Raw genomic sequence first — 15150 nt, 5'->3', positions numbered from 1 at the left:
TGGTGGCTATGACGGGATTCGAACCTGTGACCCCCGCATTATGAGTGCGATGCTCTAACCAACTGAGCTACATAGCCAACCTTGCTTCCGGTGAGTCGTTACCTCGTCACCGTGCGGGCCGAATTATGCGTATCTGGCTCTGGGGCGTCAACCCTTTTTTTGCCAGAAAAACGCAATTTGAGTGCGTTTGACCAGTTATTGGTCTCTGTTGCGCAAAAGCCCAACAATCTGGTTTTTTTTAAGACATTGCCATGATTGCCCGGGCAATGGCAGATAAAAAACAGGCCAGCAAATGCTGGCCTGTCATGGGATTAGACGTTGAACAGGAAGTTCATGATATCGCCATCTTTGACGATGTAATCTTTCCCTTCAGCGCGCATCTTGCCCGCTTCCTTGGCACCTTGCTCACCCTTGTAGTTGATAAAGTCTTCAAAGGCGATGGTTTGGGCGCGAATAAAGCCTTTTTCAAAGTCAGTATGGATCTTGCCAGCCGCTTGCGGGGCGGTGGCACCGACCGGAATAGTCCAGGCGCGCACCTCTTTCACACCGGCGGTGAAGTAGGTCTGCAGGTTGAGCAGCTGGTAGCCGGAGCGGATAACACGGTTCAGGCCCGGCTCTTCGATACCAAGGTCAGCCATGAACTCGGCGCGATCTTCGTCGTCCAGTTCGGCGATGTCCGCTTCGATGGCGCAGCAGACCACGACCACGACCGCGTTCTCGGCGGCAGCGATTTCACGCACCTTGTCCAGATAGGGGTTGTTCTCGAAGCCATCTTCCGCCACGTTGGCGATATACATGGTGGGTTTCAGGGTCAGGAAGTTGAGGTGGCTGACAGCGGCCAGCTCTTCTTTATCCAGCTTCATGCCGCGGATCATCTGACCGTTTTCCAGCGCGACCTTGATCTTCTCCAGCACTTCCACTTCCAGCTTGGCATCCTTGTCGCCGCCTTTGGCGCGCTTGGCCTGGCGGTGAATGGCGCGCTCGCAGGCGTCCAGATCCGACAGGGCCAGCTCGGTGTTGATCACTTCGATATCGTCAGCGGGAGAGACCTTGCCGGCAACGTGAATGATGTTCTCGTCATCGAAGCAGCGCACAACGTGGCCGATCGCTTCGGTTTCACGGATGTTGGCCAGGAACTGGTTACCCAGACCTTCACCCTTGGAGGCACCGGCAACCAGACCGGCGATGTCGACGAATTCCATGGTGGTCGGCACAACGCGCTGCGGATTGATGATGGCAGCCAGCTGATCGAGGCGGGGATCCGGCATCGGCACCACACCTGTGTTCGGCTCGATGGTGCAGAACGGGAAGTTGGCGGCTTCGATACCGGCCTTGGTCAGCGCGTTGAACAGGGTGGATTTGCCTACATTGGGCAGGCCCACGATACCGCATTTAAAACCCATGGATTGTTACCTTACTTGATGGATGCTGTTGGGGGTCGCCCGCAGGCGGCCCATGTCATGCTTGTTCTGGTCGTTGCTCATGTACCGGCACAATGCCCGTACAGGGTCAAACCGACCTAACCCTTTTCCGCCTTGAAGCTGTGCAAGCGATTCATGGCCTTGGTCATATCTTGTTTGAACAGGATGTCGGTGGCGCGCAGAGACTCGTCCAGCGCGGCGTCGATCAGGTTCTGTTCACTGCTGGGGGCCTTGGTCAGGACGAAGCCAGCCACCTGCTCTTTGCTGCCGGGATGGCCGATCCCGAGACGCAGCCGGAAGAAGTTATTGTTGTTGCCCATCTTGGCGATGATGTCCTTGAGGCCGTTATGGCCACCGTGACCACCACCCTGCTTGAACTTGGCGATGCCCGGCGGCAGATCCAGCTCGTCATGGGCCACCAGCATCGCTTCCGGCTCAATCTGATAAAAACGCGCCAGTGCGGCCACCGCCTTGCCAGAGAGGTTCATATAGGTGTTCGGGATGAGCAGCCGCACATCCTGCCCCTCGACCAGGATGCGGGCAGTATGGCCGAAGAACTTGGGTTCTTCACGCAGGCTGACATTGTGCCAGCGGGCCAGTTGCTCCACATACCAGGCGCCCGCGTTGTGGCGGGTCTTGGCATATTCCGGGCCGGGGTTGCCCAGTCCGACGATCAGTTTGATTTCGCTTGTCACGCTTGATGTCTTCACTCGCAGCTGCCGTGGGCACACTACCCAGGGCAATAGGACGCAATATTCTAGCCGCCGAGTGGCGATCACTCAACCAATGCGCATGTTATGGCGGGATTTGCAGCATTATTGCGGCCAATGGGTGGCTATGGGTGGCTAACGGTGGGCAAACGGGCCTCTTGCATGAGGCCCGTTTCAGCTTACCGATGGATTGTGCCCGGTTGACTACCGTCGTTATTTGGTACGCAGCAGGGTGACAGTTTCCTCATCCAGCGCGGTCAGGGAGGGGCGGGCATCGCGCACATACTCCACGAAAGAGGCTGCATCGGTGCCGCAATCCACGCCGCTGGCCTTGCAATCGAGGGCCTGGCCCGGGTCATAGACGGCGCTCAGCAGTTCACCGTTTTGTGCCACCTTCAACACCGGGAAGGCGGTCAGCTTGCCATTGACGCTGGCGATGTCGACCCGCTCGCTCTTCTGGCGCTGGGCATTGGCCAGTGCCTGCCAGCCATCGTTGCCGTTGGCGCTGTAGGCGTTCATCACCACCCGATAGCGCTGGCTATCCACCAGATCCTGCCACTCGCCGCTTGCGGTCTTGCGCTGCAATTGGGTCAGGGTGCCCGCTTTGCCTGCGTCGGTCTCCTGGAAGGTGTAACGCAGGTGGCCGCCATAGGGGAACTTGCCGGCATGGGCGCTGGCGGGCAGGGTGGCGGTGATGGTCTCGGTCAGGAGGGCGCGCACCTCGGCGCCGGTCAGGGTCAGCACCGCGAGCTGGTTCTTGAACGGCAGCAGGGTGAGGGCGCTATCCCCCTCGCGCCATTCGCCAGCAGGCAGGTCGGCGCGCACGCCACCCACCGCCACCAGAGAAAAATCGACCGGGCCGCCGGTCAGATCTTGCACTGCTGGGGTATTGGCCCAGTAGAACTCCCCTTCGGCAACCAGCGGCGCTACATCTGAGCCATGGCTGTCGCTGCCGTTGTCACCGGGGCGACGGGCATTTTGCAGCTGCTCGGGGATGGTGCCGATCACCGGGCCGTAGGCTTTCTCCAGCGCCGGTTTGTAGTGGCTGTCGATGATGCCGCGCAGGCGCGGATCTTCATCCACGGTGACCAGATTGGGTTGGTTGTCGACAAACTGGCTTGCCTCTTTGCTCCGGGCATCGTCGAGCGCTTGCTTGCGCGCCGCATCGGCGAAGAAGTCGCGGCTGGCCAGCAGGCTATTGTGGCCCTGGCAGTCGGTCACCTGACCCTGGCTGTCAAAGGTTACCTGTGCCAGACCGATGGCCTGGGCGTAGGAGCCTGCCTGCACCACGCAGGTTTTGCCGATGCCATCCGGATTGGTCACCAGCTTGGCGTAATCGCCGGTCTTGCCCCAGCCGATATTGCGAAAATCGCCGAGCAGGCTGTGGGAGTGGCCGCCGACGATGGCATCGAGGCCGTTTACCTTGGCCGCCAGCGCCAGATCCCGCTCGTTGCCGATGTGGGTGAGCGCCACGATCTGATGGATCCCCTTGGCTTGCAGCATGTCGACCGTGGCCTGAGCCGAGGCGACCTCCTTGCCAAAGCGCAGCTTGCCGACGTTGGGGGCGATATTGCCCATGTCTTCCAGTACCAGACCGATGACGGCGACCAGCTGTTTGCCTTGTGGCAGGTTGTCGAGATCGGTGACCGGGCTCTTCTGGTTGCCGTCAAAGGCGTAGACCACGAAGGGCTTGAGGTTGTCAGCCTTGCTGAGGGCCGGATCGGCCTTGGTGTCGAGGTTGGCGGCCAGCACCGGGAAGTTGACCCCCTCGATGAAGCGGGCCAGCTTCTGGTTATCCAGATCGAACTCGTGGTTGCCCAGCGCCATGGCATCGAGGCCGAACTGGCTCAGCAACTCGGCGTTGGCCATCCCCTCGTTGAGTTTGAAGTAGCCACTGCCCTGCCAGGCATCGCCGCCGTGCAGCAGCAGCAAGGGTTGGTTCTTGGCCAGCGCCTCGGCCTGATAGGCTTTCGCCATGGTCAGCAGGCGCGGATAACCGCCAAAGCGGGTATAGAGGGTGTCCGTCTCCCCCTGCTGGGCAAAGATCTGCCCTTTGATCTCGGCATTGACCGGATCAAACTGGGAGTGGGTGTCGTTCATGTGAGCCAGGGTCAGCACGAAGGGCGGGTTCTCTTTGGCGGGCTGACAGGCGAACAGGGCGGAGGTGAGGGTAGCGAGCAGGAGGGGACGCAAGCAATTCATGGGTAAATCCTTAAGCCTGCCGGGGGCAGGGTCGTACCAGATAGCAGAAAGTTGGAAAGAGAAGGTCCAGAAAGACGAAAACCGCCTGATGGCGGTTTTCGTTATTGCTGAATCTATCAATGCTCAAACATGGCAGAGATGGACTCTTCGTTGCTGATGCGACGAATGGCTTCGGCCAGTACAGTTGACAGAGTCAGCTGCTTGACCTTGCCGACCGCTTTCATCTCCGCAGTGAGCGGGATGGAGTCGGTGATGATCAGTTCATCGATCACGGAGTTCTTGATGTTCTCGACGGCGGAACCGGAGAAGACCGGGTGGGTAGCGTAGGCGAATACACGCTTGGCACCGCGCTCTTTCAGGGCCTCTGCGGCTTTGCACAGGGTGCCGCCGGTGTCGATCATGTCATCAACGATGATGCAGTCGCGGCCGGCAACGTCACCGATCAGGTGCATGACCTGGGAGACGTTCGGGCGGGGACGGCGCTTGTCGATGATGGCGATGTCGGTGTCATCCAGCAGCTTGGCGATGGCGCGGGCACGCACGACGCCACCGATGTCCGGGGAGACAACGACAGGAGACTCGAGGTTCTTGGACTTCATGTCTTCCAGCAGCACCGGGCTACCGAACACGTTGTCTACCGGAACATCGAAGAAACCTTGAATTTGCTCGGCATGCAGGTCAACGGTCAGCACGCGATCCACACCGACGCTGGAGAGGAAGTCAGCGACAACCTTGGCGGTGATGGGTACACGGGCGGAGCGGACGCGACGGTCCTGACGGGCATAACCAAAGTAGGGGATAACGGCAGTGATACGGCCAGCTGAAGCACGACGCAGAGCATCCACCATGACGATCAATTCCATCAAATTGTCGTTGGTCGGGGCACAGGTGGATTGAATGATGAAGATATCGCCACCACGTACATTCTCATTGATCTGTACGCTGATCTCGCCGTCGCTAAAGCGACCTACGGCAGCATTGCCGAGTTTGATAAACAGGCGATCTGCGATCTTCTGGGCTAGTTCCGGCGTTGCGTTACCAGCAAACAGCTTCATGTCAGGCACGGTTTGAAACCTCGGGGTTGCATCCAGTATGTGGGGGAGTCTGAAATCAGACCCTATCGTTTTGGGGCAAACGATTTATCAAGATAACGTACAAGGTGTCTGCTGCCCAATGATTGTGATGATACCGGTAACCCGAATCCGTGGCCGAGTGCAAAACCGGCCATGTTAATCATCATCAATACCGTTCGGTAAAATTGGCTGGGGTACTAGGATTCGAACCTAGGAATGGCGAGATCAAAACCCGCTGCCTTACCGCTTGGCGATACCCCAATCATTTGAACTGTTGCAATGTGGAGAAGAGAGGTGATATGTTCTCGCCCTTGGCGACAAACCCATCAAGTCCCTTCGGCACGCAGGCCAACACTTCCCGAGCAGTCACTTCGTCTTCAAATTGAGCAAAGACGCAGGCTCCTGTGCCCGTCATTCTTGACGGCGCGTATTCTAGCAACCAGCCGAGCGCATTGGCAACCTCGGGGTGGCGCTTTTTCACCAGTGATTCGCAATCGTTTTTCCACTCGCCTTCCAGCAAGTTGTCCAGCGCCATTTTCGGCGTGGCTCTCGGCAGGTCCGGATCCTGGAATACGGCCGCGGTCGCCACATGGCAATCGGGCTTGAGTACCAGATACCAGGCATCGGGCAGTTCGACCGGTTGCAGCCGCTCGCCCACCCCTTCGGCAAAGGCCGCCTTGCCACGGACAAACACCGGCACATCGGCCCCCAACTGGACGCCAAGTGCTGCCAGTTCATCTTCACTCAAACCCGCCTGCCAGAGGTGGTTAAGCGCCACCAGCGTGGTCGCTGCATCGGACGAACCGCCGCCAATGCCGCCGCCCATGGGTAGCACTTTCTCCAGCCGGATATGGGCACCTTGCGGGCTCGGCAGAGTTGCCTGGAGCAGCCGCGCCGCCCGAATAATTAGATTCTGCTCATCCGGCACACCGGGAATGGCCGGGCTCAGGGTGAGAGTGTCGCTATTCGGTATCACCTCGAACTCGAGCCAGTCGCTGTGGTTGAGGAAGATAAACAGGGTCTGCAGCTCGTGATAGCCATCGGGACGACGGCCATTGACGTGTAAAAACAGGTTGAGTTTGGCCGGTGCCGGCCAGCGTGTGGAAGCCATTAACGTGCAAGAGTCCATTGGTTGATCTGAAGCTTGAGGCGGCTGTTCTGGCCAGTCATGGTCAGCTGGTGCGGCAGGCGGTAGCCATCCTGATCCCGATAATCGCCATAGACGATCTGCCACTGGCCGTCGCGCACGCTGGCCAGACTGCTGTCGGGGTTGAGTTCAAACTCCGCCTGACCCGGCAGCCCCTTGATCCACTCTGGCAATCCAGCAACCGGAATATTCCAGCCGGTCAGTTGATAGATGAGTGCTTCGGCATCCTGGCTCTGGTGGCGATTGCCGTCGCTGTCGAGCAGGGTGATCTCCCCCTTGCTGCGGGAGAGCTCCAGAATGCTGGTGCCGATCAGGCTGGTGAGGTTGAGGCGATAATCCTCCCCATCCTGCTGCCAGTTGAGACGGGCGCTGCCCTTTTGCTGGGGGGTGATGATAGCCATCTTGCCGGAGAGCTGCCAATGGGTCAGCTGCTCGAGGCGGGCCCGCTCCTGGTTCCAGTTCACCTGGTCACGCTGGGGCTGGGTGGTGGCACAACCGGCCAGCAACAGCAGGCAGGTGACGGTAAAAATACGTAGCAGCAAGAGACGGCTCCAGAGAGAGGAATTTGCCACAGTATACGGGGCGGCCGTATTGCTTTTAAAGACTTACCCTTTCTCGTACAATTGGCAGCCTTTGCACCCAGCGTATGAAATGATCGTCGCCCACTCATGAGTTTGCTTGCCCTCGGAATCAACCACAACACCGCCAGTGTCGCCTTGCGGGAACGGGTCGCCTTTGGCCCGGACTGCATCGATCGCGCCTTGCGTGAGCTGGTGAGCCAACCCGGTGTCAGCGAGGCGGTGATCGTCTCCACCTGCAACCGGACCGAACTCTATTGCAATCTGGAGGAGGAGCGGCAGGAGCAAGTGCTGCGCTGGCTGCAACAGTTCCACGGGCTGGACGCGGCCGAACTGGTCACTGCCATCTATCAGCATCACGATGAAGAGGCGGTACGCCACCTGATGCGGGTGGCGTGCGGGCTCGACTCGCTGGTGTTGGGGGAGCCGCAGATCCTGGGGCAGATCAAGCAATCCTACGCTCACGCCCAGCAGGCGGAGTCGGTGAAGGGGGCGCTGGAGCGGCTGTTCCAGAAATCCTTCTCGGTGGCGAAAAGAGTGCGTACCGATACCGAGATTGGCGCCAGTGCCGTGTCGGTGGCGTTTGCCGCCGTCAGTCTGGGTCGGCGGATCTTCTCCGATCTCTCCCAGACCAAGGTATTGCTGGTCGGGGCGGGGGAGACCATCGAACTGGTGGCCCGTCATCTGCGCGAGCAGAATGTCACCAAGATGATGGTGGCTAACCGCACCCTGCAGCGTGCCCAGACCCTGGCAGCCGAATTCGGTGCCCAGGTGATGACGCTCGAAGAGATCCCCGACTATCTGCACGAAGCGGATATTGTCATCAGCTCGACCGCCAGCCCACTGCCCATCATCGGCAAGGGGATGGTGGAGCGCGCGCTGAAGGCCCGCCGCTTCAAACCCATGTTTCTGGTGGATATTGCCGTGCCGCGCGACATCGAAGCCGAAGTCGATGAGCTCTCCGATGCCTATCTCTACACGGTGGATGATTTGCAGGGGATCATCGAGCAGAACCTCGAAACCCGTAAACGGGCTGCCGCACAGGCGGAAGTGATCGTGCAGGAAGAGCGCGACGAGTTTATGGGCTGGTATCGCGGCCAGAGCTCGGTCGATCTCATTCGCGATTACCGCCATCAGTCACAGCAAGTGGCTGATGAAGAGTTGCAACGGGCCCTGCTGGCATTGGCGCAGGGCGAGAGTGCCGAACAGGCGCTCAAGGCGATGGCCCATCGCCTCACCAACAAATTGATCCACGCGCCGACCCAGGCGTTGCGCCAGGCTGCCTCCCAGGGGGATCAGAGCGAGCTCTCCCGCTTGCGGCAGGCGCTGGGGTTGTCACAAGAGCCATAATTTTCGGGCAACCTGCCGGTTGTCCCGTCCTCCATTGAGAATGCAAGAGTTATGAATCCGTCACTGATCAGAAAGCTGGAAGGCCTCATCGAGCGCCACGAAGAAGTACAGGCCATGCTCGGCGAGCCAGACGTGGTCTCGGATCAGGATCGCTACCGCGCCCTGACCCGCGAATATGCCCAGCTGGAAGATATCGTTCACGCCTTCCAGCGTTACCGTCAGGCTCAGGATGATCTGGATACCACCCAGATGATGCTGGAGGAGGACGATGCCGACCTGCGCGAGATGGCGCAGGAGGAGCTGCCGCTCGCCAAGGCCAATTTGGAGGCGCTGGAGCAGGAGCTGCAACTGATGTTGCTGCCCAAGGATCCCAAGGATGACAATAACTGCTATCTGGAGATCCGGGCCGGTGCCGGTGGCGACGAAGCGGCCATCTTTGCCGGTGACCTGTTCCGCATGTATTCACGGTTTGCCGAGCGTCAGGGCTGGCGCGTTTCCATCGTCAGCTGCAACGACGGTGAATACGGTGGCTACAAGGAGGTGATCGCCAAGATCGACGGCGAGCGCGTCTATGGCCGTCTCAAGTTTGAATCCGGTGGTCACCGGGTACAGCGGGTGCCGGAGACCGAATCTCAGGGCCGGGTGCACACCTCCGCCTGTACCGTCGCCGTGCTGCCGGAAGTGCCGGAAGCCGAGCAGATCGAGATCAATCCGGCTGACCTGAAGATCGACACCTTCCGCGCCTCCGGTGCCGGTGGTCAGCACGTCAACAAGACCGACTCGGCCATTCGCATCACCCACCTGCCGACCGGTCTGGTGGTGGAGTGTCAGGACGAGCGCTCCCAGCACAAGAACCGCGCCAAGGCGATGTCGGTGCTCTCCGCCCGCCTGCAAGCGGCCGAGGATGAGCGTCACCGCGCCGCCGAGCAGAGCACCCGTCGCAATCTGGTGGGCTCCGGTGATCGTTCCGAGCGCATTCGTACCTACAACTACCCGCAGGGCCGCCTCTCCGAGCATCGCATCAACCTGACCCTCTACCGTCTCTCCGAAATTTTGGAAGGGGATCTGGACTGCGTCATCACCCCGCTGGTGCAGGAGTATCAGGCCGATCAGCTCGCCTCGCTGGCCGAGAACAACTGATGCAAATGGTGATCCGGCAAGCTCGTATTAAGTGTTCTGCCCATAAGGTGGAGTGGCACTGATGCAGATCCAGCAGGCCCGCGCCCATATCATGACCGTGTTGGCTGGGGGGGAGTCCCCCCGCGCCGACGCCGATGTACTGCTCTGCCATCTGCTCGGGTGTCGTCGCAGCTATCTGATGACCTGGCCCGAGCGTGAGCTGGATGCCGCCCAGCAGGCCACCCTGCAGGGGTGGCTGGCCCGTCGTCTCAATGGCGAACCCATCGCCCATCTCGTTGGCGAGCGGGAGTTCTGGTCGCTGCCCCTCAAGGTGAGCCCGGCGACCCTGATCCCGCGCCCCGATACCGAGGTGCTGGTCGAGCAGGCGCTGACCAGAATCCCGCAGGGGCCGTGCGCCGTGCTGGATCTCGGCACTGGCACCGGCGCCATCGCGCTGGCGCTCAAGTCCGAGCGGCCCGAAATCGATGTGTGGGCGGTGGATCGGATGGCCGATGCCGCGGCGCTGGCCCGCGAGAACAGCGCTGCGCTGGGGTTGCCCATCGAGGTGCGCGACGGCAGCTGGTTCGAGCCCCTTGGCGAGCCGGATCGCGACAATACGCCACGTTTTGCGGTGATTGTTTCCAATCCCCCCTATATTGATGGCGCCGATCCCCATCTCGAACAGGGTGACGTGCGCTTTGAACCCCGCTCGGCGCTGGTTGCCGATGACGCCGGGCTGGCCGATATCCGCCACATCGTGGCCCATGCTCCCGCTTATCTGCTGACCGATGGCTGGTTGCTGCTGGAGCATGGCTGGGATCAGGGGGAGGCGGTGCGTCAGTTGCTGCGTGATGGCGGCTACCGCGAGGTAGCCACGGTGCGCGATTACGGGGATAACGACAGGGTGACGCTGGGCCTCTGCCCGCTGCGCTGACGGTTCCTCACTGTTAATCGGCGGGTTGCCTGTGCGCCCCCATGCAAGGATTGAATATGGTTTTTGTGCTCAAACACCTGCACCTCACCCTGATTGCCGGGGCCGTGCTGATGTTTATGCTCCGCTTCTACTGGGTACAGACCGCTACTGGCCGAGCCTATAGCGCGCCGGTGATGAAGGTCAGCGGCTGGCTCAACGGTCTGGTGGTGCTCTCCGGCGTATTGCTCTGCATGGTGCTGGATCTCAACCCGCTCAATAACGGAACGCCCTGGCTCAGCGAGAAGCTGATGGCCATTCTGGTGCTGGTATTTCTGGCGGCGATGGCGCTGCGGCTGGCCAAAAGCAATCTGGTGCGCTGGTGCTCCTTTCTGGGGGCGCTCGGCTGGATCTACTTTATTGCCAAGTTGGCAGTGCTCAAACAGACGAGTGTGTTCGGCTAAGGCATGAAGAGAATGTTACACATAGACGAATGGACCGATTTCGAAGCCCACGACATCACCGAACTGGCGTTGTCAGTCAGCGACGAGATTTATGGCTCGGTCGAGGAGGGGATCCGCGAGTTGAACCTGCTGGACGAGTGGCTGGACGAGCAGATCGAAGAGGGCACCTGCGACGAGGTGCGCCAGCAGTTGCTGCAGGGCTTCTACCACAGCCTCGGTTTTCATGGCGACTGGCAGGATTATTTCTCTGCCAACAACTGCGATCTCAATCAGGTGCTGGTTCAGCGCAAGGGGATCCCGGTCAGCCTCGGCATTCTCATTATCCAGCTGGGGCGCAAGCTCGGGCTCGATGTGGAGGGGATCTGCTTCCCCGGTCACTTCCTGGTGAGCTTTGCCGGTGGCGAGGGGGAGGTCTATGTCGACCCCTTTACCGGCGACGAGCTGAGCCTGGCCCGCATCGAGCTGCTGCTGCGCGGTGCGCTGGGGGACTTGGCGACCCTCACTCCCGACTACCTGCAGCCCTCCGGCCAGTGGGAGATCATCGAACGGCTGCTCAACGTCAGCAAGGGGGCCCTGCTGCGGGAAGACCGCATGCCCGAGGCGCTGCGTTGCAGCGAGCTGTTGCTGCGGATGAAGCCCGGCGATCCGCTGGAGACGCGGGATCGCGGCTTTATCTACGAGCAGCTCGACTGCCCGCGTCAGGCCGCCGACGATTTTGAATATTTTATTGAACAATGCCCGGACGATCCGGTCGCTGATGTGCTGAAAGTACAGCTGGCCGCGCTGGATCTGAGCCCCAAGCCCCTCCATTAAGGGCGGCTTGAAACTGAAACAGAAGAATATCAAGGCCGCAGCGCTCGGCTGCAACGGAGTAACTTGGCTTCAGGCCCCTTCATTAAGGAAGTCTTAGATGGAACAGAAGAATATCAAGATCAACCAGATCGACGTTGCCAACGACAAACCGTTCGTGCTGTTTGGCGGCATGAACGTGCTGGAATCCCGCGACATGGCGATGGCGGTGTGCGAGAAGTACGTGGAAGTGACCAGCAAGCTGGGCATCCCGTTTGTCTTCAAGGCGAGCTGGGACAAGGCCAACCGCTCCTCCATCCACTCCTACCGGGGTCCGGGTCTGGAAGAGGGTATGAAGATTTTCCAGGAGCTGAAAGCGACCTTCGGCATGCCGGTCATCTCCGATCTGCACGAACCCCATCAGGCCAAGCCGGTCGCCGAGGTGGTGGACGTTATCCAGCTGCCCGCTTTCCTGGCGCGCCAGACTGATCTGGTGGAAGCCATGGCCCGCACCGGCAACGTTATCAACATCAAGAAGCCGCAGTTCCTCAGCCCAAGCCAGATGAAGAACATCACCGACAAGTTCGAGGAGTGCGGCAACGATCAGCTGATCCTGTGTGAGCGCGGTGCCAACTTCGGCTACGACAACCTGGTGGTGGACATGCTGGGTCTGGGCGTGATGAAGAAGAGCACCGGTGGCTATCCGGTGATCTTTGACGTGACCCACTCCCTGCAGTGCCGTGATCCGCTGGGTGCCGCCTCCGGTGGCCGTCGCGAACAGGTGACCGAGTTGGCACGCGCCGGTATGGCAGTCGGTCTGGCCGGTCTCTTTATCGAGTCCCACCCGGATCCGAAAATTGCCCGCTGCGATGGCCCGAGTGCCCTGCCGCTGGAGAAGCTGGAAGGCTTCCTCAAACAGATGAAGGCCATCGATGACCTGATCAAGGGTTTTGAGCCCCTGGATACCTCTGCTTGATGGGACAAGCACTTATCACAAGGCCTCGCAATGCGAGGCCTTGTTTTTTGCGCTTGCCCAGTGAAAGCACGTATAAAAAAACGGCCGACAGGCCGTTTTTTGTGCTGATACAGCAAGTATCAGCGGTTCACTGCAGGACGCTGATTACAGGCTCTGGGTGAAAGTACGGGTAACCACGTCACGCTGCTGTTCCGGGGTCAGGGCGTTGAAACGCACTGCGTAGCCAGATACGCGGATGGTCAGCTGCGGGTACTTCTCCGGATTCTCGATAGCATCTTCCAGGGTTTCGCGACGCAGCACGTTGACGTTCAGGTGCTGACCACCTTCAACAGCCGGTTCGGCCTGAACAGGCAGTTCGCGGTATTCGAACTGACCCAGATCAGAGAGTGCGACTTCCTGATCGGCAGCAAAGGCATCGCCTTTGACACAGATGCAGCGAGCCTGTTGCTTCTCTTCGTCCAGCAGCCAGAAAGAGTTCAGCAGGGCGGTGTTGGCAGCCTGGGTGATTTGAATGCCTTTGATCATGGTATGACTCCTCAATGGGAACGCGAATCCAACTGTAAGGAAATTACCCTGATGTATTTAAGCTACCGTTAATTGTGGTGGCTTAAAGGGCCCTTGCCTTACACCTTTGCTTTGATGAGGTCATATATACCATGTTGGTAATATTACTAAAATTGATCTAGATCAATAAAAATCAATAAAGCGCCATTTGAATGGGATTAAATTCTTGAGTTGAATCAAAAATAGGTCATTTTTCTGATTTTGTAAGATATCAAAATTATGCATCTTTTATCTTTTTAATCTAGTAATTTAACTACATCTTTTTCGGCTTTTCTGTGGTGGATTGAGGAGTTGGCTACACTCAGCAGAAAGCAAGGAGAGTGTCGGGTGAATATCAGGTGGCGAATGTGGGGATGGTTGGCCCTGTTCTGTTGCTGGGCAATCACAGCTGTGGTCCGGGCCGAAACAGTACGCATAGCGGTGGGCGAATGGCCGCCTTATATCAGTGAGTCGCTGCCCAATCAGGGGTTTCTCTGTCAGGTGGTACGTGAGGCCTTTGCCGAGCAGGGGGTCGATGTCAGCTTTCATTTCTACCCCTGGTCTGAGGCATACAGCCTGACTCTTGAAGGGCGTTATATGATTACCATGCCCTGGTTTCGCTCTCGCGAGCGCGAGCAGCACTTCTATCTCTCTGCATCGCTGGGCAAATTTACGACCCGTCTGCTTGCACTTAATGGTTCGCCATTGGTCAGTTTGGGTGAGCTGAAAAACGAGCCTGTCGGGGTTACCCGTGGCTATTTTTATGGTGAAGGGTTTGCAGCAAGGCAATCCGAGCTGTCTCTTGAGTGGTCCGACTCCGATGAGGAGAGCATGGAGAAACTGCTCACCGGACGCATTCGTTATCTGGTCATGGATGAACAGGTGGCACAGGTTCTGTTTCAGCAGGTTCTCTCTCGTCATCCCCAAGCGGCAGCATTGAGTGGTGCCCCCGATCCCATCTGGTCCCAGCCGGGCTATCTGCTGATGCGCAAGGCCGATCCCGATGCCCGCCGCTTGATGTTGCTGTTTAACGCCGGTCTGCACAAACTGGAGCGCTCCGGCCGGCTCGCCAGGCTCTGGAAAGTGTGAGTCACGGTTGCGTCTTGCGGGCTGCCCCCCTATCCTGACTCCTTCGCCGTATCAAGTGAGGAGGCCGGGGTGCTGACCTGGAGTGATGTGATTGGCTCTGAAAAAGAGCAGGACTATTTCAAGTGTACGCTGGCGACCGTCAGGGCAGAGCGGGAAGCGGGCAAGGTGATCTACCCCCCCGCGGCCGATGTGTTCAATGCTTTCAAACTGACCGAACTGGATCAGGTCAAGGTGGTGATCCTGGGACAGGATCCCTACCATGGCCCGAATCAGGCACATGGTCTCTGCTTCTCCGTCCTGCCCGGGGTGCGTACCCCCCCCTCACTGGTCAACATCTATAAGGAGATGCAGCGGGATCTGCCTGGTTTCGTCACACCCAATCACGGTTTTCTGGAGTCCTGGGCCAGACAGGGGGTTCTGCTGCTCAACACAGTGCTGACAGTGCAGGCCGGTCAGGCACACTCTCATGCCCATCTGGGGTGGGAAACCTTCACCGATCGGGTCATTGAGCAGATCAATGCCAGTTGTCAGGGGGTGGTATTTCTGTTGTGGGGCTCCCATGCCCAGAAGAAAGGGCGTTTTATCGACCGGCAACGCCACCACGTGTTGACGGCACCCCATCCCAGCCCCCTTTCTGCCCACCGTGGTTTTATCGGTTGCGGCCACTTTTCCGAGACCAACCGCCTGCTGGAATTGCAGGGTAAAAGCCCGATCGAATGGCAATCTGTCTGCCAACCACTTGATTGAGTGCAAAGTTTGGGCGACAAATGACCGTATAC

14 protein-coding genes, 2 tRNA genes and 1 pseudogene are annotated in these 15150 nt (G+C 59.0%); 8 read left to right on the top strand and 9 right to left on the bottom strand.

What is annotated here, in order from left to right:
• From G5287_RS11130 to lolB, 8 genes and pseudogenes are all read right to left on the bottom strand, one after another.
• Positions 1–77, bottom strand: a tRNA-Met gene (locus G5287_RS11130).
• Between the two features lie 234 nt (positions 78–311).
• The gene (gene ychF / locus G5287_RS11125; protein WP_021229814.1) at positions 312–1403 is read right to left on the bottom strand and encodes a redox-regulated ATPase YchF; all 1092 of its coding nucleotides are present in this window, start codon (positions 1401–1403) and stop codon (positions 312–314) included.
• Between the two features lie 116 nt (positions 1404–1519).
• Entirely contained in the window at positions 1520–2116 is a 597-nt protein-coding gene (pth, locus tag G5287_RS11120) for an aminoacyl-tRNA hydrolase (protein WP_005334960.1), read from the bottom strand.
• A gap of 228 nt (positions 2117–2344) precedes the next feature.
• Positions 2345–4333 (bottom strand): bifunctional metallophosphatase/5'-nucleotidase, encoded by a 1989-nt coding sequence (locus G5287_RS11115; RefSeq protein WP_371178358.1) that lies wholly within the window; start codon positions 4331–4333, stop codon positions 2345–2347.
• Positions 4334–4449: 116 nt separating this feature from the next.
• Positions 4450–5397, bottom strand: coding sequence for a ribose-phosphate pyrophosphokinase (locus G5287_RS11110; protein WP_005343846.1), 948 nt, complete (start codon positions 5395–5397; stop codon positions 4450–4452).
• 195 nt (positions 5398–5592) lie between these two features.
• A tRNA-Gln gene (locus G5287_RS11105) sits at positions 5593–5667 on the bottom strand.
• A pseudogene (gene ispE, locus G5287_RS11100) lies at positions 5647–6517 on the bottom strand (4-(cytidine 5'-diphospho)-2-C-methyl-D-erythritol kinase). The gene G5287_RS11105 and the pseudogene ispE overlap by 21 nt, the downstream one beginning before the upstream one ends.
• Entirely contained in the window at positions 6517–7095 is a 579-nt protein-coding gene (gene lolB / locus G5287_RS11095) for a lipoprotein insertase outer membrane protein LolB (RefSeq protein WP_371178359.1), read from the bottom strand. Before lolB ends, ispE begins: the two are co-directional and overlap by 1 nt.
• A gap of 126 nt (positions 7096–7221) precedes the next feature.
• Here lolB and hemA point away from each other — a divergent pair, with 126 nt between their 5' ends.
• The 6 genes from hemA to kdsA all read left to right on the top strand — a co-directional run bounded on the left by hemA (position 7222) and on the right by kdsA (position 12739).
• Positions 7222–8481 (top strand): glutamyl-tRNA reductase, encoded by a 1260-nt coding sequence (gene hemA / locus G5287_RS11090; RefSeq protein WP_005362209.1) that lies wholly within the window; start codon positions 7222–7224, stop codon positions 8479–8481.
• A 51-nt stretch (positions 8482–8532) separates the two neighbouring features.
• Positions 8533–9621 carry a peptide chain release factor 1 gene (prfA, locus tag G5287_RS11085; RefSeq protein ID WP_164536278.1) on the top strand — a complete coding sequence of 363 codons (1089 nt, stop codon included), beginning with the start codon at positions 8533–8535 and terminating at the stop codon, positions 9619–9621.
• A gap of 61 nt (positions 9622–9682) precedes the next feature.
• Positions 9683–10534, top strand: coding sequence for a peptide chain release factor N(5)-glutamine methyltransferase (gene prmC, locus G5287_RS11080; protein ID WP_100645333.1), 852 nt, complete (start codon positions 9683–9685; stop codon positions 10532–10534).
• Between the two features lie 56 nt (positions 10535–10590).
• Positions 10591–10974, top strand: a complete 384-nt coding sequence (locus tag G5287_RS11075) for a SirB2 family protein (protein ID WP_005334939.1) — start codon at positions 10591–10593, stop codon at positions 10972–10974.
• Between the two features lie 12 nt (positions 10975–10986).
• The gene (locus G5287_RS11070; protein WP_005362204.1) at positions 10987–11787 is read left to right on the top strand and encodes a SirB1 family protein; all 801 of its coding nucleotides are present in this window, start codon (positions 10987–10989) and stop codon (positions 11785–11787) included.
• Positions 11788–11884: 97 nt separating this feature from the next.
• Positions 11885–12739 carry a 3-deoxy-8-phosphooctulonate synthase gene (gene kdsA, locus G5287_RS11065; protein WP_005334937.1) on the top strand — a complete coding sequence of 285 codons (855 nt, stop codon included), beginning with the start codon at positions 11885–11887 and terminating at the stop codon, positions 12737–12739.
• A gap of 144 nt (positions 12740–12883) precedes the next feature.
• Here the strand turns inward: kdsA and grcA are convergent, their stop codons facing one another.
• A complete protein-coding gene (gene grcA / locus G5287_RS11060; RefSeq protein ID WP_005343856.1) occupies positions 12884–13264 on the bottom strand; it encodes an autonomous glycyl radical cofactor GrcA in 381 nt (126 codons plus the stop codon).
• Between the two features lie 384 nt (positions 13265–13648).
• Here grcA and G5287_RS11055 point away from each other — a divergent pair, with 384 nt between their 5' ends.
• Both G5287_RS11055 and ung read left to right on the top strand, forming a co-directional pair.
• Positions 13649–14371, top strand: a complete 723-nt coding sequence (locus tag G5287_RS11055) for a substrate-binding periplasmic protein (RefSeq protein ID WP_421206196.1) — start codon at positions 13649–13651, stop codon at positions 14369–14371.
• Between the two features lie 69 nt (positions 14372–14440).
• The gene (gene ung / locus G5287_RS11050; RefSeq protein WP_266134094.1) at positions 14441–15118 is read left to right on the top strand and encodes a uracil-DNA glycosylase; all 678 of its coding nucleotides are present in this window, start codon (positions 14441–14443) and stop codon (positions 15116–15118) included.
• The last annotated feature ends 32 nt before the right edge of the window (positions 15119–15150 follow it).

This window comes from Aeromonas sp. 603079 (assembly GCF_049172135.1).
Classification (GTDB): Bacteria; Pseudomonadota; Gammaproteobacteria; order Enterobacterales; family Aeromonadaceae; genus Aeromonas; species Aeromonas veronii.
Note: the sequence above shows the minus strand (reverse complement) of the source record. Positions and strands in the feature narration are given on the sequence as shown.